This is a genomic window from Nocardia sp. CS682 (assembly GCF_004634405.1).
Classification (GTDB): Bacteria; Actinomycetota; Actinomycetes; order Mycobacteriales; family Mycobacteriaceae; genus Nocardia; species Nocardia ninae.
On sequence record NZ_CP029710.1, the window covers coordinates 6978243 to 7001908 of the forward strand.

Below are 23666 nucleotides of genomic sequence, written 5' to 3' on the forward strand. Positions count from 1 at the left end.
CACAGCACACTCAGCGTGTATGTAACACGGATTTAACGCCGGGTGCCTACTCTCGCGGACATGGATCGCCAGAAGGAATTCGTGCTGCGGACGCTCGAAGAGCGGGATATCCGCTTCGTACGTCTCTGGTTCACCGACGTCTTGGGTTACCTGAAGTCCGTCGCGATTGCTCCCGCCGAGCTGGAGGGCGCGTTCGAGGAGGGCATCGGCTTCGACGGCTCGGCCATCGAGGGCTTCGCCAGGGTGTCGGAGGCCGACATGGTCGCCCGGCCCGATCCGTCCACCTTCCAGGTGCTGCCGTGGGCAACGAGCAAGGGTCACCAGCACTCCGCGCGCATGTTCTGCGACATCACCATGCCCGACGGCTCGCCGTCCTGGGCCGACCCGCGCCACGTGCTGCGCCGTCAGCTCAACAAAGCCGCCGATGTCGGATTCAGCTGCTACGTGCACCCGGAGATCGAGTTCTTCCTGCTGGAGAACGGCCCGGTGGACGGCTCGCAGCCGATCCCGGCCGACTCCGGTGGCTTCTTCGACCAGGCCGTGCACGACTCGGCGCCGAACTTCCGCCGCCACGCGATCGACGCGCTGGAGTCGATGGGCATCTCGGTGGAGTTCAGCCACCACGAGGGCGCGCCGGGCCAGCAGGAGATCGACCTGCGCTACGCCGACGCGCTGTCCATGGCCGACAACGTGATGACCTTCCGCTACCTGATCAAGGAAGTCGGCATCGACGAGGGCGTGCGCGCGACGTTCATGCCCAAGCCGTTCGCCCAGTACCCGGGCTCGGCTATGCACACGCACATGAGCCTGTTCGAGGGCGAGGCGAACGCCTTCCACGATCCGGACGACCCGATCAACCTGTCGAGCACCGCGCGCGCCTTCATCGCGGGCATCCTGGAGCACGCGCCGGAGATCAGCGCGATCACCAACCAGTGGGTGAACTCCTACAAGCGGCTCATCCACGGCGGCGAAGCGCCGACCGCGGCCTCGTGGGGCCGGTCGAACCGGTCCGCGCTGGTGCGGGTGCCGATGTACACGCCGAACAAGTCCTCCTCGCGCCGGGTCGAGATCCGCAGCCCTGACTCGGCCTGCAACCCCTACCTGACCTTCGCCGTGCTGCTCGCGGCCGGTCTGCGGGGCATCGAGAAGGGCTACACGCTGCCCCCGGAGGCCGAGGACGACGTCTGGTCGCTCACCGTCGCCGAGCGGCGCGCGATGGGCTTCCGTGAGCTGCCCGGCACGCTGGACGAGGCGTTGCAGGCGATGGAGCGCTCCGAGCTGGTCGCCGAGACGCTCGGCGAGCACGTGTTCGACTTCTTCCTGCGCAACAAGCGCCGGGAGTGGGCGGACTACCGCAGCCAGGTGACGCCGTACGAACTCAAGGAATACCTCGGTCTGTAGCTAGGGCCGCGTTTCCGCAACCGAATGTATGCCCGGCGGCGGGCGAGTCGTCGGTCCTGACCATGTAATTTGAGAGCTATGGTCCGGCCCCCGACTGCCCGCTCCGCTGTCCCCGGCGTCGGTCGGCTCGGATTACTCGAGCCCACCGCCGCTGCCTCGCTGCGCGAATTGGGCTGGGACAACGTCGAAGCTATTCCCGTGCTCTGGGCGTTGTCGCGGGCGCCCGACGCCGACCTCGCGCTGAATACCCTGATCAAGCTGCGCGAGCGGCTCGAAACCGACTGGAACGAACTGGATTCGGCGATCCGCGCGGACACGGCGTTGCGCGGCAGGCTGTTCGCGCTGCTCGGCTCGTCCAGTGCGTTCGCCGATCACTTGGTGGTGGACCCCGCGGCCTGGCACGTCTTGCTGCGCAAGGGGCTACCGACGCGCGATGAGTTGATCGCTGATCTGCTCGACGCGGTGCATGCGGTGCCGGAGCAGGGGCCGGAAGCCAGCTCGGGGAGCGAGGCGATGCTGTTCCGGGCCGGCGAGTCCGGGCCCGAGGTGGTCGCGCTGCTGCGTAAGCGGTATCGCGATCAGCTGATGTTGCTCGCGGCGCTCGATCTGGCGGCGACCGTCGAGAACGAACCGGTACTGCCGTACCAGGTGGTCGGCCGTCATCTCACCGCGCTGGCCGACGCCGCGCTCACGGCGGCACTGGCGGTGGCGGTGGCGAGGGTGTGCAAGGACGGCCCGGTGCCGGTGCGGCTCGCGGTGATCGCCATGGGTAAGAGCGGCGCGTGCGAGCTGAACTATGTCAGCGACGTCGACGTGGTGTTCGTCGCGGAACCCGCCGACGCCACCGCGACCCGGTTGGCGGCCGAGATGATGAGCGTCGCCAGCGCCGCCTTTTTCGAGGTGGACGCGGCGCTGCGGCCCGAGGGCAAGGCGGGCGCGCTGGTGCGCACGCTGGAGTCGCACGTCGCCTACTACAAGCGGTGGGCCCGGACCTGGGAATTCCAGGCGCTGCTGAAGAACCGGCCGATGACCGGCGACCTCGAGCTCGGCGAGCAGTATCGGGCCGCGCTGATGCCGATGGTGTGGGCTGCTTCCGAGCGACCCGACTTCGTCGCCGACGTGCAGGCGATGCGCCGCCGGGTGGAAGACCTGGTGCCCGCCGACATGCGCGAGCGTGAACTGAAATTGGGCCACGGCAGCCTGCGCGACGTCGAATTCGCCGTCCAGCTCCTGCAATTGGTGCACGGCCGGGTGGACGAGTCGCTGCACGTGCAGGGGACCGTCGAGGCGCTCACCGCGCTGGCCGCGGGCGGCTACGTCGGCCGCGACGATGCCGCGAATCTCACTGCCTCCTATGAGTTCTTGCGGCTGCTCGAACATCGCCTGCAACTGCAACGGTTGCGGCGCACGCATACATTGCCCGCCGCGGACGACGAAGAAGGCATGCGCTGGCTGGCCCGCGCCGCGCACATCCGGCCGGACGGCAGGCAGGACGCGGTCGGTGTGCTCGCCAGCGAGATTCGGCGAAACTCCGTGCGGGTGCGGAGATTACACGCCAAGCTCTTCTACCGGCCGCTGCTCGAATCGGTGGTCAAGCTGGAGCCCGACGCGCTGCGGCTGAGTCCCGACGCGGCGATCCGGCAGTTGGCCGCGCTGGGTTACCAGGCGCCCGAGCACGCCCTCGGCCACCTCAAGGCACTCACCGGCGGGGTCTCGCGCAAGGGCCGGATCCAGGCGTTGCTGCTGCCGACCCTGCTCGAATGGCTCGGCGACACACCGAATCCCGACGCCGGCCTGCTCGCCTACCGGCGGGTGTCCGAGGGCCTCGACGACCAGATCTGGTTCCTGCGCGAACTGCGCGACGAGGGCGCCATCGCGCAGCGGTTGATGATCGTGCTCGGCTCCTCGGAGTACCTGCCCGATCTGTTGATCAACGCGCCGGACACCATCCGCATGTATGCCGATGGGCCCGGCGGTCCGCTGCTGCTCAGCCCGCAGGCCGAAGACGTCGCGCGCGGCATCATGACGGCCGCGGCCCGTTACGACGATCCGAAACGTGCTGTCGCCGCGGCACGTTCGCTGCGCAGGCACGAGCTGGCCCGGGTGGCCTCGGCGGATCTGCTCGGGATGCTCGACGTCAAACAGGTGTGCCGTGCGCTGTCCTCGGTGTGGGTGGCGGTGCTGGAAGCCTCACTCAAAGCGGTGATTCGGGCTAGCGAGGCCGAGCGAGGCGGCCCCGCGCCCGCCGATATCGCGGTGATCGGCATGGGCCGTCTCGGCGGTATGGAGCTCGGTTACGGGTCCGACGCCGACGTCCTGTTCGTCTGCGACCCCCGGCCGGGCGAGGACGAGGCCAAGGCCGTGAAGTGGGCGATCAACGTCGCCGACAAGGTGCAGCAGCTGCTCGGTGCGCCGAGCACCGACCCGCCGTTGCAGGTGGACGCCGGGCTGCGGCCCGAGGGGCGCAACGGTCCGCTGGTCCGCACGCTGGCCGCCTATGCCGCCTACTACCAGCAGTGGGCGCAGTCGTGGGAGGTGCAGGCGCTGCTGCGGGCCCATCAGGTCGCCGGCGATCAGCAACTGGGTCTGCGCTTCCTGCACGTCATCGACAAGGTGCGGTACCCCAAGGGCGGGGTGTCGACCGAGGCGGTGCGCGAGATCCGCCGGATCAAGGCCCGGATCGACGCCGAACGACTACCCCGCAACGCCAACCCGGCCACCCACACCAAGCTCGGCCGCGGTGGTCTCGCCGACATCGAGTGGACGGTCCAGCTGATGCAGCTGCGCCACGCCCACGAGGTCATCGGACTGCACAACACCTCGACGCTGGAGTCGCTCAACGTCATCGAGCAGACCGAACTGCTCGACGCCGCCGATGTCGCGCTGCTGCGCGACGCCTGGCTCACCGCGACCAAGGCGCGCAACGCTTTGGTGCTGGTGCGCGGCAAGCCCGCGGATCAGCTGCCCGGTCCGGGGCGGCTGCTGTCCGCGGTCGCGCGGGTGGCGGGTTGGCCGAACGACGATGGTAGCGAGTTCCTCGATCACTACATGCGGGTGACGCGGCGAGCGAAAGCGGTGGTGGAACGCGTCTTCGGGGAGTGACGGCGCGGAGTTCGGCGGTAGTGGGCCGGGGGGCGTCGACCTTCGGAATGCGGTGTGCCGGTCCGCGCACCGGCAAGTAGTCCGCGACTCCGCACCCGCTCAGGGGTACGCACCTGCTCTAGGGCCCGAAGACGTCCGGATTCAGCGAGCTAGTTCGCTACCGAAGGCGCGGGCTCGATGCGCAAACCTGTTCGCTCGGCACGTTTTTCGCCCCACTCGTAGAGGGCGGTCAAAGCGGGGACGAGGCTCCACCCTTCGTCGGTGAGGTCGTATTCGACCTGCGGGGGCACCGTGTCGAAGACGGTGCGGCGGACCAGGCCGTCGGCTTCCAGTTCCCGCAGTTGCTGCACGAGCATCTTCTCGCTCGTCGTCGGCATCGCGCGGCGCAGCTCTCCGTACCGGCGCACGCCTTCCTTGAGGTGGGCGAGGATTACCGGCTTCCATTTGCCGCCGATGAGGTCGACGGTCACCTCCACCGCGCAGTGGTAGCGCTTGTCCGGCATCTGCTCGCCTCCGGGTACTCACCAAAAAGTGCGTTCTTGTAACACTGTAATCATCGCGATTCCATGGACGCGTACGCACTCGCTACCGCAGACATGGAGCCCGAATTCCTATGAAGGTCATCGTTTTCGACCGTTTCAAGCCAGGCGTGACCCTCGAGACGATCAACCCGTACCTGCCCGAGGAGGTCGCCAATGTGTGGCGGCTGTGGAAGGCCGGCATCGTGCGGGAGAACTACGCGCGCGCCGACGAACCCGGCGTGGTGATCGTGTTCGAGGTGGACAACGTCGAAGCGGCGCAAGAGTATGTCGCCGACTTCCCGCTCACCAAGGCGGGTTACCTGGAGTGGACTTACGTTCCGGTGCAGGCGCCGCTGCCGCTGGAGGCGCTGATGGATCCGAAAGTCGACGTCGCCGAGCCCTACGACCGGACCAGGTAAGGACACAGCCGTGCGCAATGCCTTCGGCCTCAGCATTCCGCAAACCGTCGCCGATGCCTGCGATCCCAGGCGGATGGCGGTAGTGATCTACGACATGCAGGTGGGCATCGTCGGGCAGATCCCCGACGGTGACAAGATCGTGCGCGCGTGTGGGCAACTCCGAGATGCCGCCCGCGCCGGTGGTTTTCGAGTCTTCTACACCCGGCACATGTCGCTGCCGATCGCCGCGTCCGGCGTCGCGCAACTGCGGACCGCCATGCAATGGCAGCGGGTGGACGACCCGAACGAGCTGCGCTCCAGCTTCCCGCAGGGCTCGCCGCAATACCAGCTCGTCCCGGAGCTGACACCCGACGCCGACGAGATGGTCTTCGACAAGATCACCATGTCCGCGTTCGCAGCGACACCGCTCGATATCGCGTTGCGCGACTGCGGGATCGACAGCTACGCCATCGCGGGCATCGCCATGGAGGTCGGGATCGAACCCACGGTCCGGCACAGTCTGGACCTCGGGTATCTGCCGATCATGGTCACCGACGCGTGCGGGGCCGGGCATCCGGCGGCGGCCGAAAGAGCCTACGCGACGTTGGCATTCGCCGGCGGCTCGCGCACCACGGATACCGCCACCTTGGTCGAGCTGATGACTCCGCACTGACTGCTGGCCCGCACTCTGGTGGGCCGTCCTCTGATCTCGAGCAGCGACCGTATGGTCTGGGAAATGCGCGAGTGGTCCCGGCGGCACGATCAGCAGCCAAAACGCTCGAGCAGAGAGCAGGTTACGCGCTGGTGAGTTCCTGGAACCGGTCGACGAAGACGCGGATCGCTTGGCGGTCTTCGTCGAGCTCGGGACGGTGGCCGTGCTCAGCGGTCACCGTCACCGTGCTGCCCGCTCGCAGTCGCAGCACGTCCCAGCACGATGGCAGTAAGGGTGCATGCACGCTGCGCCCATTGGAGCTGACGATGATGCGCGAGGTGTAGCCGATCATCCCGGCGAGAAGCTCTTCGGCGCTCTCGGCCGTGAGTGGGCCTGCGATGCGAAATTCTTCGACGTACATGGGACCCTCCGGGGTTCGCGCCCAGTTTATGCGGTCGATCATGAACCGCGCGAGAACCGCACGGTCGGCACACAGCATCTCCACACCGCCCGCATAGGGTCGGGGCATGCCGAAATGGTTGGAGCGGGTGGTGCTCGGGGTGGGTTGGTGCGCGCTGACGGCGGGAGTCGTCGGGGTTGTGCTGCATTTCGGGGCCTGGCAGCAAAAGTTACTGGTCTTGGTTGCGTCGGGGGCGTCCTACCTGATGGTGGGGGCGCTCGTCGCGCTGGTGTTCTTCCTGATCGCCAGGGGCTGGCGTAGTGCCGGGATAGCCGGGTTGCTGGTGGGGGTGGTGGTGTGGACGTTGGCGCCCGCGTTCCTGCCTGCGGGGCGGGCGGCGAGCGGGCCCGAGGTCACGGTGTTGCAGTCCAATTTGCTGTTCGGGAAGGCGGACGTCGACGCGGTGGTGCGGGCGGTGCGCGACAACGGCGTCGACGTGCTGACCGTGAACGAGCTGACCAACGCCGCCGTAGACCGGCTGGCCGCGGCGGAACTCGGTGCGCTGCTGCCGTATTCGTATCTGCAGCCGACGGCCGACGGTGGTGGCGGCACCGGCATCTACAGCCGATACCCATTGCGCGACACCAAGAAATACGACGGCTTCATCCTGAATCAGGTGTCCGCGACGATGGATCATCCCGATCGCGGACCGATCGCGGTATTCGCTTTTCATCCGATTCCGCCGCCGTTGAACTTCTCGGACTGGCTCGTGGAGATGCGCCGGATCCGCGAGATCCTCGACGCGCAACAGGGACCCGCGATCGTCGGCGCGGACTTCAACGCGACCCGCGATCACGCGGCGTATCGCGAACTGCTGCACGGCCGCTTCGCCGCCGCGGCCGATCAGGCGGGTGCCGGACTGCTGCTGACGTTCCCGGACGACCGGCGGTGGGGCCCGATCATCGGCATCGATCACGTTCTGCTCGCCGACGCCACGGCACGGGAAGTGCGGACGTTCAGCGTCCCCGGCTCCGATCATCGCGCCTTGCTCGTGCGCGCTCGGTTGAATTGAGCTCGCGGGCAAGGGCACTGCCGATCGGGTAACGATCGGCCGTTCGTTGCTACGCGCGTGGGGTACTCGGCGATTATCGTGAGAATGCTCGGTGTATCGACAGCTGTACTGCTCCGGGCCCTCGCACGCGTCGGGCGTGCACGGTACTCGGGGAGGCCCGTGGATGATGAGTACACAACGACTGCGGTTCGGGGCGGTCGCCGTGCTCGCGCTGTTCGGCGCGGTACTCGCCGGCTGCGGGCAGGGCGTGCAGCCCCCGCCCACCCCGCGCACCGAGGCACCGTCCACCGAAACCGACTGGGAAGTAGCCGGTTCGATGACGGCCACCGGTCCGAACGGCCCACGCAAGGGCGTGCCGGACGCGCCGCTCACCGCGATCAACGGTGACGGCGGCACCTACGACAAGCTCGCGCTCAACTCCCTCGCCGACCTGCAGGAGTTCTGGACGGCGGCGTATCCGGAGAATTTTCCCGGCACTTTCACCCCGGTCTCGGAGTTCTACTCCTGGGATGCGAAGGCGCCCCGGCAGCAGGCGATCGAGTTCTGCGGCGAGAGCACCTATCACGTGGTGAACGCCGCCTATTGCAGCGCCGACCACACCATCGGCTGGGACCGCGGCGTGCTGATGCCCGCGGTGGCGGAGAAGTTCGGCGAGATGGCGGTGGTGATGGTGCTCGCGCACGAATACGGCCACGCCATTCAGCGGCAAGCCAGGCTCGCCGGCCTGCGGACACCGACGCTGGTGCTGGAGCAGCAGGCCGACTGCCTCGCCGGAGTGTTCTTACGTCATGTGGCCGAGGGGGATTCCGCGCACTTCACCTTGAACACCACCGACGGACTCAACGCCGTCCTCGGTGCGACGGTGGCCATCCGGGACCAGGATCCGAGCGATCCCAGCAATGCGCACGGGTCGGCGTTCGAGCGGGTGACGGCCGTGCAGATCGGTTATTCCGATGGCGCGCAGGGCTGTAAGACGCTCACCACGCAGCAGATCGCGCAGCGCCGCGGCAAGTTGCCCGTCACGTTCGAGCCGGGTGAGCAGTTCCTGCCGCAACTTCCGGTGACCGTGCCCTCGCTGCAAAGCGTGAGCCAGGTCCTGGCCAGGATCTTCCCGCTCAGCACGCCACCCCGGTTCGACTACTCGGGGGTGGTGCGTGACTGCTCGAATGCCACTCCTACCGAACCGGTTTCGTACTGTCCCAGCACGAACACGATCGGCACCGCGGTGCCCGCCCTGGCCGGCCGCGGTGCGCCGACCAAGGACGGTTTGGATCCGCTCTCGGCGGCGGTGAACGGCGACTACAACGCCTTCGTCATCTTCGTGTCGCGGTATGTCCTTGCGGTGCAACACGATCGCAAGCTCGGCTTGACCGGCGCGGAGACCGCTGGGCTGCGCACCGCCTGCCTGTCCGGTGTGGTGACCACCGCGCTGAGCGAGCCGGGCAGCGACCCGCGGCTGTCGGCCGGCGACCTCGATGAGGCCGTCTCCGAGCTGCTCAGCGAGGGGCGCACCGCCGGCGACGTGAACGGCAAGGTGGTACCGAGCGGTTATCAACGGGTGGAGGCGTTCCGCACCGGCGTGTTGGAGGGTGAAAAGGCCTGCTTGTCGCGCTACAAGTAGGCGCTACACCCGGCAGCGACCGCAGCGCGGCGAGGGTGGTCGCCACCGCGCGCGGGCGGGCGCGGCTCCCTTTCTCCGAACCCTACTTACCGGTGACGTGCGCTTCCAGCCAGTCCACCACGTCGCCGAGTACCTTGTCCTTCTCGGGTTCGTTGAAGATCTCGTGGTAGAGGCCGTCGTAGCGGATCACGGTGAGATCCTTCGAGCCCGCGCCGTGCTCGATGAGATCGGCGCTGGACGGGGCGGCCAGCGCGTCCGCGGTGCCGTGCAGCGCCAGGACCGGCACGGTGAGCTTCGGCAGCCGCTCTTTGACGAGGAACGTGGTGTTCAGGATTTCGGCGGCGGTGCGGGCGGGCAGTTTGCCCCGATACACCAGCGGGTCGTTGTCGTAGGCGCGGATCACCTCGGGGTCGCGGCTGATCTGCGACGAATCCAGTTTGAGCACACCTAGATTCGGGGTCAATCGGGTCAATACCGGGGCGAGCGCGCGTTGGGCGGGGTTACCCGCCGAGATGTCGAGCGGCGGTGCGGAAACCACGATGCCCGCGACATCGATCGGCCTGCGGGTGGCCAAATGCAGCACGATGAGGCTGCCCATCGAGTGGCCGACCAAAAAGCGGGGGACGCCGGGGTGTTCGCGGGTCGCGATGTCGAGCATGGCGGCCACGTTGTCGGCGGCGCCGTCCAGCGAGCCGATATTGGCCTTGCTGCCCGCGGACTTGCCATGGCCGATGTGGTCGAGCGCGTAGACCGCGAATTCGGCGCCGGCTAGGCGCTGGCCGACGTGGGTGTAGCGGCCGGAGTGTTCGGCGACGCCGTGCACGAGGACGATCACGCCGCGCGCGGGGGTGTCGGGGAGCCAGGCGCGCCAGGCGATGCCGCTGCCGGTGCCGTCGAATCGGCCGGTAAGGGTGTGGATCTGCGGTTCGCCATCGCCACTGGCCTTCGGCTCGGTCGTCATGCATCGGCTCCTGAGGTCGGCGGCGCGGGGGCCGACGGCTGCGCGAACTGCGCGATCAGCCGCCGGTTGAACTCGATGAGTCGAGCGTAGTTGACCAGGGAGAGGCGCTCGTCGGTTCCGTGGATCGATGCGATATCGCGTGCGCCGAGCACGATCGGGGCGAAGTTACAGCGGGTGCCGGCGAGGTCATGGTAGTGCCGTGAGTCGGTGGCGCCGGGCACGATGCCGGTGGTGACGACGACGCCGGGGACGATGGCCCGCGCGATGTCGGCGATCATGTCGAACGCCGGGCCCGGAGCGGCGTGCACCGTCGGCTCGGACGCCATGCCCTCCGCTTCGATCCGAACACCCTTGTCGCGCACCACCTTCCGGCAATGCGCAAGCACCGATTGGACCGAATCGCCGGGCAGGATGCGGAAATTGACGAAGGCCTCGGCATGCTGGGGCAGCACATTCGCCTTCACGCCGCCCCGGATCACCGTGGGGGCGGTGGTGGTGCGCACCATCGCCTCGGTCTGCGGCCGCATCGCCATCACCCGGGTGATCAGCGGTGCGGCGATACCGGCCAGGCCGAGCAGCCTGCTGCGCGACGCGGGCATCGCCTGCCGCAGCCTGGCCAGCATGTCGGCGGTCACCGGCGTCATCCGCAACGGCATCGGATGATCCTGGATGCGGCTCACCGCGCGCGCGATCCGGCCGACCGCGGTCTGCTTGCCCGGCATGGACGAATGCCCGCCGACCTCGCTGACCGAAAGTTGCACTGTCGCATAACCCTTCTCGCCGAGCATGATGCTGGCGACCGGTTGCTCGACCCCCTCGGCGACGCCCTCGGTGATCATGCCGCCCTCATCGAGCAGCAGGTCGGCCTGTACGCCGTCGCGACGAAGCCGCTGCGCCATGTGCATCGCGCCGGTGTCGCCGAACACCTCCTCGTCGTGGCCGAAGGCCAGGAAGATGGTGTGCCGCGGGCGAACTCCCGCCGCCAGCGCCGCCTCGACCGCCTCCAGGATCGCCAGCAGCCTGCTCTTGTCGTCGATCGCGCCACGGCCCCAGATGAATTCGTCATCGATCACGCCCGCGAACGGCGGATGGGTCCAGCGCTGGGGGTCGTCCACCGGCACCACGTCCTGGTGGGCGAGCAGGATCGCGCAGACGCGCTCGGGCTCGACGCCGGGCCAGCGGTAGAGCCTGCTGTGACCGAATCGCTCCAGTTCGAGCTCGGCGTGTACCCGCGGAAACGATTGCTCGAGGTGTGCGGAGAGTTGCGCGAAGGCCGCATCGTCGACGTGGTTCGGATCGTCGGTGGACACGGTGACGCACCGTAATGCGGCGGCGAGGCGCTCTGCGGTGCGGAGGTCGACGGGGTCCGTCATCGGGCACCGGTGCGGTTCGGCAAATTCATGGACACCGTCGCATTGTTCAGCATGGCTGGGGCGAGCGGGATGGTCTTCTCGTTTCGCCACTTCACGATGCCCTCGGTCACTCCGCCGACGAGGTCCGGCGTGCGGGTCCCGGTCAGCAGAGGGAGTTCGATCCGTGCCTCGGCGACGGTGACCTGGGCGAAGGCGGGCGTGTGTGACCAGACGTCGTCGACGACATCGGTGACCCGCACGCCGATCCGGTGGCCCGCCGGAATCGGCCAATCCTGGGCCAGCAGGCGGACTTCGGCGGTCTCGCCGCCGACGGGTGCGATGCCGCGGGTGATGACGGTGGCCTGGTTGTCGGGGGCGATGTCGTAGAGCTCCACCGCGACAGTGGCATTGGCCGGACCGTTCACCCGCAGCGACGCCGACGGCATGCCGGACAGGTGCTGGGCCTGGGCCAAAGGTTCGGAGACCGACCAGAATTCGCGATCCGGGCCGGGCAGCAGGCCGCGGTCGGTGTAGCCGCCGGGGCGCAGCTCGACCGGTATGCGGGCGGCATCCGCGGGCGGCCATGCGGTTTCGGCGCGCCAGTCGCCGTCGAACTGGCCGACGGTGATCCGGGGGCCGGGCACCTGCACGTCGCGGCCTGCGACGTGCTTGTCGAAGAAGGCGAGCAGCTCGGTGTCGAAATGTGGTGTGCCGCACTTGTCGTGGCAGGTGCGGTGGCCCCACTGGCCGAACCACGCCTTGTGGTCGCCGGGCCCGAGGCCGTTCCACAGGTCGAACACGCGGTAGGCGCGGGTGTTGTAGTCGACGAAGCCCTGACCGAGGAACAGGGGAATCGTGTTGCCGCGCAACGGGCCCACCAGATCGCGGTCGCGCCAGAAGGGGGAGTTGCCGTCGTGGTTGGTCATGTCGGCCAGGTACTGCTGGTAGCACTGCATCGGCAGTTGGGCCGCAGCGGCTTGATATTCGGGTAGATCGTCCGGGCGGGCCGGGGTCGACGCGATCAGCAGGTGCTCCAGTCCGGCGAGATCGGCTGGGCGTACGCCGTTCTCGGTGATCGGCTTGCCCGAGAACTTCCATGAGATGCCCTGCATGTACAGGTACGAGTACGGGTCCACCACCGGCTCGAACGACGCGACCGCAGCCAAGCCCTTCGGCTTCGTCGCCAGGCCCATCAAGCCGGTCCACGCCTCGTAGGAGACGCCGAACATGCCTACCTTGCCCGTGGACCACGGTTGGTTCGCGGCCCACTCCACCGCGGTAGCGACGTCGGATCGCTCGCCGGGGCCGCCGAAATCCGGGCAGCCGGTCGAGCCGCCGAAACCACGCAGATCGACGACCACATAGGTGTAGCCGGCGCGCAGGAACATGTCCGCCTGCAAATTGTCGGTGGACGGGCCGCCGCGCAGCCGAGGCTCACTCAGATACGCCAGGTGGGCACGGTAGGGACTGACCGTGAGGACAACCGGCGTGCGTACGTCGTCGGCGATACCCGCCGGACGCAGAATGTCCGCGTGCAGCCGAGTCCCGTCCGGCGCATCCAGAAACGCCTGCCGCCACTGGAACGGCTCCGACAGCGGCTCGGCCCCCGCCGTCACCGGCGTGGTCACAGCCAACAGCAGCAACAGCCCGCACAGGGCGCGCACCAGGACCGTTCGTTCACTCACCATAGGACTATCGAGTGTGCCCGGACGACCGTCCAGCCCCCGGAACCGGGGTGGTCTGTCGGTAGGTGTTGCCAATCCGCCGGGCGGGCGCCATGCCGTGTTCACTCCGGGCCGCCAGCATGGGCCGTATGTCGGAGGCCGTGAGCGTGCAGGACAGCGGCCCCGTCGATGTGGTCGCGGTGGGGACAATTTCTCTCGCGCTGTTCGCGGCGTTGTTGTTCGCGGTGTCGGCGGCATTGCAGCAGGGAGCGGCGCGGCAGGCTGCTACCGAAGCCGGGCACGGTCGGTTTCTGGTGATCGTGGGGATTGCTCGCCGGTTGGTCACCGATCGGCGGTGGTTGGCGGGGCAGGGTGCGAATGTGGCGGGGTTCGTGGTGCACGCGGTGGCGCTGCGGGTCGGGGCGATCGCGGTGGTGCAGGCGCTGCTGGTGGTGCAGCTGCTGTTCGCGTTGCCGTTCGCGGCGGCGCGGCGCAGGCGGGCGTTGCTCGGGCGGGATTGGGCGGGCACCGCGTTCGTGTGTGCGGGGTTGATTCTGCTGGTCGGACAGAGTGCGCCGGGGCATGCGGCGGTGCGGCCCGAGTTGCTGCCCGGAGTCGGGGTGGGTGTGTTCGTGGGGATCATCGTGTTGGTCGCCGTGTCGCGCCTGACGAACTCGACGCAGTTGCGGTCGGCGTTGGTCGCGGTGGCGGCGGGTTGCTGCTTCTCGACCACGGCGGTGCTGGTGGTCATCGCGACGACGGTGCTCCCTGATCTGAGTTGGGCGCTGCTGGGGATTCCCGTGTCGACCGTCCTTGGCGGACTGCTCACGCAGGAGGCGTACGCCCGAGGTTCGCTGCCCACCGCGCTCACCGCGATGACGATCACCGATCCGGTGCTCAGTTACGCGGCGGGTTTGACCCTGTTCGCGGTGACTGTTCATCCGCGTCCGGTGCTACTGATTCTCGCGGCTGGGCTGGTGATCACCGGGATCGCGTTGCTTGCGAACTCACCTACGTTGCATGACGAACTGGACCAGTCATCATCGAATCAGCCGGTGTGCGAACGGGTCCCATAGTTGAAGTTTCGGTGTGGCCGTCCAAGGCCAGCACCGAGATCTGACGCACAACCCTGCCGCCGATTCGAACGGGACGAGCCCCCGAAACCGCACGTGCGGGACATGTTGGCGGGTCTACTCGGACTTCGCCGCCATGTTGTCCCACTCGCCCCGAACGGCCTTGATGTTTCGCCGAGTGGGGCATGGGGGCGTGCCTAGTCTCGCCTTGCCGCCGCGATGTCCCATGCGGCGCTCGGCTGGGCTTGATTCTTCACCGAGCGGTGCATGAGGGCGCGCTCGGACCTTCGCCGCCGTCATGTCCCGGTCGACTCGGTTGGCGATCAGGCTGAGCGGGCGGGGGATTCGTAGTCGGCGTAGAGGGCGAGCATGCTCGAGACCGTGGCTGACCACGGGAAACGTTCGGCCGCCAGGCGGGCGGCGTGGCGGCGCTGCGGGGCGGGGACCGTCAGGAGCTGGCGGACGCCGGCGGCCAAGCCCGGCGGAGTGCCGTCGGAGACGACGCCGGAACCGGGAGCGTCGACGAGTTCGCGTGCGGCGCCCGCGTCGGGGACTACGACGGGGGTGCCGCAGGCGAGCGATTCCAGGACCGCGAGGCCGAAAGTCTCAGCGGGGGAGGGGAAAATCGCGATATCGGCGTTGGCCACCAGGGTTGCCATGGTGGCGCGATCGGTGAGGTGACCGTGGAAGACCACCGGGAGTCCGATAGCCAGGCGCTCGAGCCGAGGCCGCAGCGGGCCGTCGCCGATGACCGCGAGTTCGCAGCGCATACCGGACTCGACCAGTACCCGCACCGCCGCGATCGCACGTTCGGCCCGCTTCTCCTTGGACAGCCTGCTCACCAGCACCAGGCGTACCGGATCGACTGCGGCCCAGGGTGTTTCGGTGGGTCGGAAGGTGGTCAGGTCGACACCCAGCGGGACGCGACGCACATTGGTCGCCCCGATCCGAGCGAACTCCGCCGTCGCGAAACTCGAGGTGACCACCACCTTTTCGGCCCGCACGCAGAGGCGCCGATTGGCCAGGTCGGCGGCGGCGGTCAACGGGAAACCAGGTGGCACGCGCGTGCGCAAGATGGCGTCGATACGTTCGTGCGAGAACAGCACCAGCGGCACACCGGCACCGCGCGCCCACGGGGCAAGCCAGCGCACACTCAGCTTGTCGCTGCACTCCAGCACATCCGGCCGCAACCCATCGAGGATCGCCCTCGTCCGCCGAGCGGTCAGCACGTGATACCCACCCGCCCCGAACTTGGGACTGTGCACGGTGATCCGCCGCCCCGACGCCGTCGACTCGTCCCCGTCCGCCGGCCCGGGAACCACAAGCACCCGATCATTCCCCGCAGCCAGATACCCCCGACCGATCTCATCGAGGCAGGTCCGCAGTCCCCCGGAGGCGGGTGTGTAGAAGTTGGCGATCTGCACGATGCGCATCAGCTGTCCGCCGATCGGAGCAGGTCGGGGAGGCCTGGCGAGGTGCGGCTCCGGCCAGTGCGGGGGCAGCTCGCCGGACGGAATTGTGCGGTGTGGGAATTGACGGTTTGCACTAGTCGACCGCCGCTCTGACCAAGTCGGCGTAGGTGGTTGCGCGAGCGCCCGCGTGCAGGGCGGCGTCGATGGCGCGCAAGGTGGCGTCGCGGAGGCCGGGGCGGTGCAGGTCGTCCGGGTGCAGGGCGAGGCGCACCAATCCGCCGCGTGCCGCGTTGCGGCGGGCCAGGCTGACCAGCATGGTGGCGGCGAAGCGTTCGGACCAGCCGCCGCCGGGGCGGTGCGAGAGGGCGAAACCGCGGTGACGGCGACCGGTTCGCAGGTCCTTTGCGCCGAAGTGGTTCGTGGTGTGCGAGAAGCCTGCCTCGCGTAGTGCTTGTTCCGCCGCGGGGGAGGCGAGCCAGCCGGGCGGAGTGAAACCCGTTGTCGACAGGCCGGATTCAGCCATCACCGCGTTGGCTTCCTGGAGCTTGGCGGCCGCCTCGGCAGTGGAGAGCGCGGCGAATTCAGCCGCACCGCGCGCCACCGCACGGCCCAGCGCCCGCCGCGGCCAACCACCCTCCGGCCCGGCCCGATGCGACCAACCGTGCACCATGATCTCGTCCCCACCGGCCCGCCGTTCCCGCAGAAAACTCGCGTAATCCGGCCGCTCGGCCAACGCCGCACCCCGCCACGGACCGGGAATAACCAACAGCGACACCGGAATCTCGAACCCATCGGCATCGGCACACCACCGCGCCGTCTCCGCCGCACTAGCAGGCGCGACGTCATGAACGCTCACCACCAACCGCGCACACACGCACCGCAAACTAACACCATCCGGTAGCCACCAGCTGAACAGCAAACCGCCGCAACCCGACGGATCAGCACCCCGCCGAGTGGGACATCACGGCGAGCTCACCCGAGTTCGGGCCACCACCAAGTCCCGCTCGATGAGCAGCTCGGCCCCGCTGTGCGTCGAGCGGGACACCGTGGCGGGCTCACTCGCAACCGTCCAGCCGCAAGCTTGGCGTGCAGGTGTTTCCGCTACGACCGACGAGGCTCGGGCTCGCGGAGCACCGCCGCCGACAGCGGAGACCGAAGCCGAAACGGCGGCGCATGAACCGAAGCCGCCGCATCGGAAGGGCTCGTACCAGCGAACAACGGGCCATTCGCTTCAGCTATGAAGGTCGCGAAGTATCAGGGGGTACAACATGATTCACGTGGTGTCTCAGGCGGGGCGGCGTATGATCGGGCCAGTGCGAGCGCCCGGGGAAGAATGAACGAGCCGGTGACCGCGGACTGGGAGCAGTTCGTGCAAGCACTGGCGCTATGTCTGTCTGAGCTACCTTCGCGGGCAACGTTGATCATCGCGGCACCCGGAAATCGGTACGTCCAATTCATGCAGTACGACATCAAATTGTCGGCCGAGTTGGCGGGTGATCATTATCTGACACAGCCCATTCCGGACGCCGCCGCACAGGAACTACGCGAGCTGGGCTGGAACGAACCGATGCTGCGCCGCGAGGTCGACAACTGGACCAGGACCATGTTCTGGCCGATCTCCCCGCGCAGCCTGGTCGAGTTCGCCCGCTCGGTCGCCATCGGCTTCCGTCACGCGCTCGGCGTGGCGACGCCGGTCGAATTACGGGCGATGGGGTGGACCGAGGCCTCCGGTGATCTGGATCTCACCGCGCTCGGATCGATGGCCAGGCGCGGTTGGAATTGACGCCGGCGCGACGGTAACGGACGCCGCCGAGGCGGGCGTGGCAGAACCCGCACGACGTGGGCACTATCCTGAGTGGCATGGCAGCAGGTAAGCCCACCAAAGAAGCGAAGGCCGCGGCGAAAGCGGCCCGCAAGCAGCAGTCGAAAGAGCGCAGGCAGCAGCTCTGGCAGGCGTTCCAGATGCAGCGCAAGGATGACAAGCTGCTGCTGCCGTTGATGATCGGCGCGCTGCTCGGCATCACCGCTGTCTTCCTGGTCATCGGCCTGATTTTCGGGCTGACCTGGTTCCTCGTCCCGCTCGGCGTGGTGCTCGGCGCGCTGGCCGCGTTCATCATCTTCGGCCGACGGGTGCAGAAGAGCGTCTACGGCAAGGCCGAGGGCCAGGCCGGTGCCGCAGCCTGGGTGCTGGACAACCTGCAGGGCAAGTGGCGGGTGTCCAACGGCATCGCCGCGACCACCCAGCTCGACGCGGTGCACCGGGTGATCGGTCTGCCCGGCGTGGTGCTGGTCGCCGAGGGCTCCCCGCAGCGGGTGAAATCGCTGCTCGCGCAGGAGAAGAAGCGCACCGCCCGGCTGATCGGCGACACCCCGATCTACGACATCGTCATCGGCAACGACGAGGGCCAGGTGCCGCTGAAGGAACTGCAGCGCTACCTCACCAAGCTGCCCCGCAACATCGACACCAAGCGCATGGACCTCATCGAGGGCAGGCTGACCGCCCTCAGTTCGCGCACCGGCCCGGCGCTGCCGAAGGGCCCGATGCCCGCCGGCGCCAAGATGCGCGGCGTCCAGCGCACCATTCGCAGGCGCTGAGCTCATACGCAAAAGGCCCGCATCCCGACCGGATGCGGGCCTTTTGCACGCCCGGACGCCGGTGGAGCCGTTCGTTTCATGATCAGGAGGAACTGGTGTTGTTCGCTACTCGGCGGATGCCAGCATCAATTCCCCTTGATCTTGGTCAAGCCTTGACGAGCCAGACGACGCGGTCGTAGGCGAGGACCTGGTAGAGGACAAGTACGCCTCCGACGATGAGCGCCCACCTGGGCAGACCGGCCGCCCACAGTGCTGCGGCGCCGCCGAAGAAGACCGCGAGTTCGATCGCCAGGCGCACCGCTCCTGGCACCGACACGGGCGCTTCGCCGCTGCGGCTCGGGTCGCCCGGCACCGCGAAGGTGCCCCATAGGGCCGCCGCGGCCAGCGGTAACAGTGCTACCAGCAGAAACTTCCACGGCGAATCGAAGGCTCGCCAACCGTAGATACCGAAGGAAGAGATGGCGACGAGCTCGAGCAGAAACCGGATCGCGAGCATCGCCGGATTGAGTGACACCGCCGGAGCGTAACCGGCGCGGACGCAGGCGGGCGGTTCGAAACCATGCGCTGGGTTGATGTGCCGGTGGCAGGCTCAATACCTGCGCTGGGTGTCGGCACCGGGTGCGTGCCGAGTCGCAGATCCGAACTCTGCGCTGGTGTCGGCAACAGTGCGGGTCCGGTCGCAGGTTCGAACCCTGCGCTGGTGGCGGCAGGGTGGTGCCGGCTACACGTTCACTCGCCGCTAGGTGTCGACGGGGGGCAGAGCGTGTTAGCGTCGAATGTTCCGCAGGGTGTCGGCCGGTAGAGCGGGTCCGGTCGCAGATACAAACCGGGCGCGATCTCAGCGCGAGTGGACGAGCGCAGTACCGGTCGCACGATCGTGCATACCGCGACCATCGGCATCGGTGAACAGCGCGGGCACCACGAACACGAGCAACGTCTGCCTGGCCAGCGCGCGAACAAACCCCACGGTCACCGGCGCGTCGATCCGCACGGTCCGCAACCGCAGAAAGTACTGGCCGGGTGTGAACCCGAACATCGTCACCGCGGCGACCCCGATGACGAACCAGATCAGCAGCGTCAGGCTCGACGCCGAACTGCCGCGCACAATCAGCGCCGCGATGCCGAGCGCGATCAACCAGTCCACGAACAGTGCCGCGATCCGACGAGCCATCCCGGACAGCGAACCCGCACCGGACTTCGGCAGCCCGAGGTGTTCGCCGGGGAACTCGGGGTTTGCCTGATCGCCGGAGCCCTCCGAAGGGCCGGAGAGCCACGATCCCGTCATGCGTGCCATGCCCCCACAATATGCGGGACCGACCGGCCGCTCGGCACCGCATAAGGGGAGTTCACGTCAGCGCGTCTCGGCGCGGATGGCAGGATTAGCATGCTGTTCGAGCCCGGGTGGGCCTAGTCACCCGGCCAGCCGTACGTGTAACACTGGCGAAACACGAACTTGACCGCCGGGAAACACCGCGTCCATACCGTCTGGACGCGACGAACCCACGCAATCGACACTCGCTGGGAACCGATCCGTAAGGAGAACAAGTGACGTTCAGCACGGCCGACGAGGTCATCAAATATCTCGCTGACGAAGAAGTCGAATACGTCGACATCCGGTTCAGCGATCTTCCCGGTGTGCAGCAGCACTTCTCGATCCCGGCGAAGGCCTTCACGACCGACCTCGCAGAGGAAGGGCTAGCGTTCGACGGCTCCTCCGTCCGTGGCTTCCAGTCGATCGACGAGTCGGACATGCTGCTGCTGCCCGACTTCAGCACCGCGCGCCTGGACCCGTTCCGCGCCGCCAAGACGCTGAACCTCAACTTCTTCGTGCACGACCCGTTCACCCGCGAGGCCTACAGCCGCGACCCGCGCAACATCGCGCGTAAGGCCGAGGAGTACCTGCGCTCGACCGGTATCGCCGACACCGCGTACTTCGGTGCCGAGGCCGAGTTCTACATCTTCGACTCGATCCGCTACGGCTCGCAGATGAACAGCTCGTTCTACGAGATCGACTCGATCTCCGGTTCCTGGAACACCGGCGTGAAGACGAACCTGGACGGCTCCCCGAACCTCGGCTACAAGGTTCGCAACAAGGGTGGTTACTTCCCGGTCGCGCCGTACGACCACTACGTCGACCTGCGCGACAAGATCTCGACCAACCTGCAGAACGCGGGCTTCGAGCTCGAGCGCGGCCACCACGAGGTCGGCACCGCCGGTCAGGCCGAGATCAACTACAAGTTCGGCACGCTGCTCGGCGCGGCCGACGACCTGCAGCTGTTCAAGTACATCGTGAAGAACACCGCGTGGCAGGAGGGCAAGTCCGTCACGTTCATGCCGAAGCCGCTCTTCGGTGACAACGGCTCGGGCATGCACGTGCACCAGTCGCTGTGGAAGGACGGCAAGCCGCTGTTCCACGACGAGGCGGGCTACGGCGGCCTCTCGGATCTGGCGCGTCACTACATCGGCGGCATCCTGCACCACGCGCCGTCGCTGCTGGCGTTCACCAACCCGACCGTGAACTCCTACCACCGCCTGGTTCCGGGCTACGAGGCGCCGATCAACCTGGTGTACTCGCAGCGCAACCGGTCCGCCGCCGTGCGTATCCCGGTCACCGGCAACAACCCGAAGGCCAAGCGCATCGAGTTCCGCGCGCCGGACTCCTCGGGCAACCCGTACCTGGCCTTCGCCGCCATGATGATGGCAGGCCTGGACGGCATCAAGAACAAGATCGAGCCGCTGGCCCCGGTCGACAAGGACCTCTACGAGCTCCCGCCGGAGGAGGCCAAGAACATCCCGCAGGCCCCCACCAGCCTCGCCACGGTCATCGACCGCCTCGAGCAGGATCACGACTACCTGACCGAAGGCAACGTCTTCACCGATGACCTGATCGAGACCTGGATCAGCATCAAGCGTGAACAGGAAATCGCCCCGGTGAACCTGCGCCCGCACCCCTACGAGTTCGAGCTGTACTACGACGTGTAAGTCGTTCGTACTTCGAGTCGTTCGGCAACGGCCCATCCGCGATCCGCGGGTGGGCCGTTGCCCGTTTTCGGCATGGTCATGCGCAACAGAGTGCGCGCCACGGTGACTGGCGTCGCAGGTTCGACGGAGTGGCCCGGCGCCGATGCGGGATCCGCAGAACCCAGTGCGCTCCGGTGACGGCATCGCGGCTAGCCGGAGCCGCGGGGGACGAGCGGGTTGAGGTGGTAGCGCTCGATGACATCGTCGAGCCAGTCGGGGTGTCCGTAGGTCAATCCGTACCGGGTGGCCAGGGCGGTGAAGGACTCGTCCGTGGCGGTGGCGTCGGAGATGAGCGCGGCGAGGTCGCGGAAGTACGTTTCGAAACCGCCGGGAATGATGATCTCGATGATGCGACCCGGCACATCGCTCGCGTTCCACATGGCGTGCATCTCGCCACGCGGTTTGATGATGTACCCGCCGGCGTCGAGGACGACCTCGGTGTCGTCGGAGCGGAACCCGATCCGCCCCTCCAGCACAATCGAGTACTCGTCCTCCCTGCTGTGCATGTGCGGCGGAGTGATCGTGCCGACATCGAACGGATGCTCCACAATCGACATCACCCCATTGGTGTGGTGTCCGTAGAGCTTGTACGTGGCGCCGAAGCCCGGAATATGAACGGTTTCTCCCTCGCCGGGAAGCACGGCCACCAGCGCTGGGATATCGAGGTTCTCCACACCGCAGACCTTACGCAGTGGTGCCGACAGCTTTGATCGCCGAGTTCCGCTGGAGCGGTTGAGAATTGGATTCAATTGATAGTCTCGAGCAGTGAGTAATGCGGCTGAGCATCGGATCGGCGAAGATCCCGCCATGCAGGTGGGCGAGTCGCTGTCGGAAGGCACTGCCCAGACCATCCGCCGACGGGTGGTCGAGCGCGAGCTTCCCGGAACGTTGCTCGACGAATACATCGCGGATCATGAACGGCGCAATGGACCGCTTCCCGAAGCGGAACGGCAACGTGCCAGGGATCTGTTCGCTAGTGCGCTCGGTCAGTCGAACTAGGCAGGACTACGGGACGCGGCGGCCCATGAGGTAGGTGGCTGCTACGGAGCGGTCGTCGCCGAGGATCATTTGGGCGAACAGGCGCTCTTGGAAGGTGCGGGCGAGGGCGGTGCGGTGGGCGAGGGTGGGGGTGGCGGTCCAGTCGAGGACGATGAAGTCGGCTTCCTTGCCTGGGCGGAAGTTGCCGATGTGGTTGTCGAGGTGCAGGGCTTCGGCGCCGCCGAGGGTGGCGAGGTAGAAACCGCGCAGGGCGGACAGGGTGGTGCGTCGGTGGGGTGGTTTGGTTGATTCCTTCAGCATGATCACCTTGTAGGCCTCGTTGAGGGTGCGCAGCATCGAATAGCTGGTTCCGGCACCGCAATCGGTGCCGAGTCCCACTCTGATGCCCGCGTCGCGCGCGGCGGCGAAGTCGAAGAGGCCGCTGCCGAGGAACAAGTTCGAGGTGGGGCAGAAGGCGATGGCGGCGCCGGTGGTGGCCAGCCGTGAGCGGTCCTGATCGTCGATGTGCACGCAGTGGGCGAAGATGGATCGGGGGCCGAGCATGCCCGCCTGGTCGTAGACATCCAGGTACGAGCGGGCATCGGTGAAACGAGCCAGCACGCTCGCGGTCTCCGGGCGACTCTCCGCGGCATGGGTTTGCAACGCCACGTTCGGGAACTCGTGCAGCAGCCGACCGGCCATGGCCAGCTGTTCGTCCGAGGACGAGGGCGCGAATCGCGGGGTGATCGCGTAGGTCAGCCGGTCTTTGCGGTGCCAGCGGGCGATCAACTGCCGGGTCAGTTCCTCGGCCTGCGGCACACCGGCATCGGAGAGGAAGTCCGGCGCGTCCGGTTGCTTGTCCATGAGGACTTTGCCGCACGTCATCCGCATGCCGCGCCGATGCGCCTTGGCAAAGAACGCGTCCACCGAGGTCGGATGCACGGTGGGATACACACTGGCGGTGGTGGTCCCACAGGCCAGCAGCGTGTCGAGGAAGAGGCCCGCTATCCGGTCGGCGTAACCGGGATCCGCGAACTTGCGCTCGGTCGGAAAGACATACTCCTGCAGCCAATCCTGAAGTTGCGCACCGAAACTCGCGATCATGGCGTACTGGCTGTAGTGGATGTGGGTATCCACGAAACCCGGCACGATCAGCTTGCCTCGATGATCTACGACATCGCCGCGATGCTGCTCCGGCAATGCCGACCACTCACCCGCCCAACGCACCCTGCCGTCGGCGCCGACCGCAAGCGCGCCGTCCTCGAACAACTCCCAAGTATCGGGATCGTCGTCGGCGCCAGGATCCCGCAGAAAGTGCAGCACGGTGCCGCGATAGACGGCAGGCAGGGTGTCTTCGGCCATGCCTCGACGCTATCGACCCGCAACCGTCCGGACCAATGCCCTGGTGCGGGTGTGTCGCGGACTGGAGATCGCCCCGCCCCT

The 23666-nt window shown here is 67.5% G+C and carries 22 protein-coding genes; 11 read left to right on the forward strand and 11 right to left on the reverse strand.

Going from position 1 to position 23666, the window contains the following annotated elements; genetic code table 11:
* Nucleotides 1–60 precede the first annotated feature (60 nt).
* Nucleotides 61–1401, forward strand: coding sequence for a glutamine synthetase family protein (locus DMB37_RS31585; protein WP_107655058.1), 1341 nt, complete (start codon nucleotides 61–63; stop codon nucleotides 1399–1401).
* 78 nt (nucleotides 1402–1479) lie between these two features.
* On the forward strand, nucleotides 1480–4503 hold the full coding sequence (locus tag DMB37_RS31590) for a bifunctional [glutamine synthetase] adenylyltransferase/[glutamine synthetase]-adenylyl-L-tyrosine phosphorylase (protein ID WP_135235794.1): 3024 nt from the start codon (nucleotides 1480–1482) through the stop codon (nucleotides 4501–4503).
* 149 nt (nucleotides 4504–4652) lie between these two features.
* Here the strand turns inward: DMB37_RS31590 and DMB37_RS31595 are convergent, their stop codons facing one another.
* Nucleotides 4653–5006 carry a helix-turn-helix domain-containing protein gene (locus tag DMB37_RS31595; protein ID WP_107655060.1) on the reverse strand — a complete coding sequence of 118 codons (354 nt, stop codon included), beginning with the start codon at nucleotides 5004–5006 and terminating at the stop codon, nucleotides 4653–4655.
* Nucleotides 5007–5116: 110 nt separating this feature from the next.
* On the opposite strand from DMB37_RS31595, the gene DMB37_RS31600 reads away from it, so the two are divergent.
* Together DMB37_RS31600 and DMB37_RS31605 are read left to right on the forward strand one after the other, a co-directional pair.
* Nucleotides 5117–5443, forward strand: coding sequence for a hypothetical protein (locus DMB37_RS31600; protein WP_135235795.1), 327 nt, complete (start codon nucleotides 5117–5119; stop codon nucleotides 5441–5443).
* Between the two features lie 10 nt (nucleotides 5444–5453).
* Nucleotides 5454–6095 carry a cysteine hydrolase gene (locus tag DMB37_RS31605; RefSeq protein WP_135235796.1) on the forward strand — a complete coding sequence of 214 codons (642 nt, stop codon included), beginning with the start codon at nucleotides 5454–5456 and terminating at the stop codon, nucleotides 6093–6095.
* Nucleotides 6096–6216: 121 nt separating this feature from the next.
* Here DMB37_RS31605 and DMB37_RS31610 read toward each other — a convergent pair whose 3' ends face one another.
* Complete coding sequence (locus DMB37_RS31610) at nucleotides 6217–6603, reverse strand: hypothetical protein (RefSeq protein WP_135235797.1); 387 nt, start codon at nucleotides 6601–6603, stop codon at nucleotides 6217–6219.
* Between DMB37_RS31610 and DMB37_RS31615 the strand changes: the two genes are divergently transcribed.
* Both DMB37_RS31615 and DMB37_RS31620 read left to right on the forward strand, forming a co-directional pair.
* On the forward strand, nucleotides 6602–7546 hold the full coding sequence (locus DMB37_RS31615) for an endonuclease/exonuclease/phosphatase family protein (RefSeq protein ID WP_135235798.1): 945 nt from the start codon (nucleotides 6602–6604) through the stop codon (nucleotides 7544–7546). The genes DMB37_RS31610 and DMB37_RS31615 overlap by 2 nt on opposite strands.
* 163 nt (nucleotides 7547–7709) lie before the next feature.
* A complete protein-coding gene (locus DMB37_RS31620; RefSeq protein ID WP_135235799.1) occupies nucleotides 7710–9167 on the forward strand; it encodes a metallopeptidase in 1458 nt (485 codons plus the stop codon).
* An 82-nt stretch (nucleotides 9168–9249) separates the two neighbouring features.
* On the opposite strand, the gene DMB37_RS31625 is transcribed toward DMB37_RS31620, so the two are convergent.
* Genes DMB37_RS31625 through DMB37_RS31635 form a run of 3 tightly spaced genes read right to left on the reverse strand, consistent with a single transcriptional unit; the run spans nucleotide 9250 to nucleotide 13168 of the window.
* Entirely contained in the window at nucleotides 9250–10128 is an 879-nt protein-coding gene (locus DMB37_RS31625; RefSeq protein ID WP_135235800.1) for an alpha/beta hydrolase, read from the reverse strand.
* A complete protein-coding gene (locus DMB37_RS31630) occupies nucleotides 10125–11501 on the reverse strand; it encodes a M20/M25/M40 family metallo-hydrolase (RefSeq protein WP_135235801.1) in 1377 nt (458 codons plus the stop codon). The genes DMB37_RS31625 and DMB37_RS31630 overlap by 4 nt, the downstream gene beginning before the upstream one ends.
* Nucleotides 11498–13168, reverse strand: a complete 1671-nt coding sequence (locus DMB37_RS31635; protein WP_135235802.1) for a CocE/NonD family hydrolase — start codon at nucleotides 13166–13168, stop codon at nucleotides 11498–11500. The genes DMB37_RS31630 and DMB37_RS31635 overlap by 4 nt, the downstream gene beginning before the upstream one ends.
* Nucleotides 13169–13293: 125 nt before the next feature.
* Here DMB37_RS31635 and DMB37_RS31640 point away from each other — a divergent pair, with 125 nt between their 5' ends.
* Nucleotides 13294–14220, forward strand: a complete 927-nt coding sequence (locus DMB37_RS31640) for a DMT family transporter (RefSeq protein ID WP_135235803.1) — start codon at nucleotides 13294–13296, stop codon at nucleotides 14218–14220.
* Between the two features lie 320 nt (nucleotides 14221–14540).
* Here DMB37_RS31640 and DMB37_RS31645 read toward each other — a convergent pair whose 3' ends face one another.
* Nucleotides 14541–15650: a glycosyltransferase gene (locus DMB37_RS31645; RefSeq protein WP_135235804.1), complete on the reverse strand. Its 1110-nt coding sequence runs from the start codon at nucleotides 15648–15650 to the stop codon at nucleotides 14541–14543.
* A 112-nt stretch (nucleotides 15651–15762) separates the two neighbouring features.
* Entirely contained in the window at nucleotides 15763–16485 is a 723-nt protein-coding gene (locus DMB37_RS31650; protein ID WP_240771740.1) for a DUF2334 domain-containing protein, read from the reverse strand.
* A 477-nt stretch (nucleotides 16486–16962) separates the two neighbouring features.
* Between DMB37_RS31650 and DMB37_RS31655 the strand changes: the two genes are divergently transcribed.
* Nucleotides 16963–17412 (forward strand): hypothetical protein, encoded by a 450-nt coding sequence (locus tag DMB37_RS31655; RefSeq protein ID WP_135235806.1) that lies wholly within the window; start codon nucleotides 16963–16965, stop codon nucleotides 17410–17412.
* A gap of 77 nt (nucleotides 17413–17489) precedes the next feature.
* On the forward strand, nucleotides 17490–18224 hold the full coding sequence (locus DMB37_RS31660; RefSeq protein WP_135235807.1) for a DUF4191 domain-containing protein: 735 nt from the start codon (nucleotides 17490–17492) through the stop codon (nucleotides 18222–18224).
* Between the two features lie 145 nt (nucleotides 18225–18369).
* Here DMB37_RS31660 and DMB37_RS31665 read toward each other — a convergent pair whose 3' ends face one another.
* Both DMB37_RS31665 and DMB37_RS31670 read right to left on the reverse strand, forming a co-directional pair.
* Nucleotides 18370–18738 (reverse strand): YrdB family protein, encoded by a 369-nt coding sequence (locus DMB37_RS31665; RefSeq protein WP_240771741.1) that lies wholly within the window; start codon nucleotides 18736–18738, stop codon nucleotides 18370–18372.
* Nucleotides 18739–19062: 324 nt separating this feature from the next.
* A complete protein-coding gene (locus DMB37_RS31670; protein ID WP_135235808.1) occupies nucleotides 19063–19518 on the reverse strand; it encodes an RDD family protein in 456 nt (151 codons plus the stop codon).
* 251 nt (nucleotides 19519–19769) lie between these two features.
* Between DMB37_RS31670 and glnA the strand changes: the two genes are divergently transcribed.
* Complete coding sequence (gene glnA / locus DMB37_RS31675; protein WP_107655077.1) at nucleotides 19770–21206, forward strand: type I glutamate--ammonia ligase; 1437 nt, start codon at nucleotides 19770–19772, stop codon at nucleotides 21204–21206.
* Between the two features lie 188 nt (nucleotides 21207–21394).
* Here the strand turns inward: glnA and DMB37_RS31680 are convergent, their stop codons facing one another.
* The gene (locus DMB37_RS31680) at nucleotides 21395–21919 is read right to left on the reverse strand and encodes a cupin domain-containing protein (RefSeq protein ID WP_240771742.1); all 525 of its coding nucleotides are present in this window, start codon (nucleotides 21917–21919) and stop codon (nucleotides 21395–21397) included.
* A 91-nt stretch (nucleotides 21920–22010) separates the two neighbouring features.
* Here DMB37_RS31680 and DMB37_RS31685 point away from each other — a divergent pair, with 91 nt between their 5' ends.
* Entirely contained in the window at nucleotides 22011–22244 is a 234-nt protein-coding gene (locus DMB37_RS31685; RefSeq protein WP_240771743.1) for a hypothetical protein, read from the forward strand.
* Nucleotides 22245–22250: 6 nt separating this feature from the next.
* Here the strand turns inward: DMB37_RS31685 and guaD are convergent, their stop codons facing one another.
* On the reverse strand, nucleotides 22251–23585 hold the full coding sequence (gene guaD, locus DMB37_RS31690) for a guanine deaminase (protein ID WP_135235811.1): 1335 nt from the start codon (nucleotides 23583–23585) through the stop codon (nucleotides 22251–22253).
* Between the last annotated feature and the right edge of the window lie 81 nt (nucleotides 23586–23666).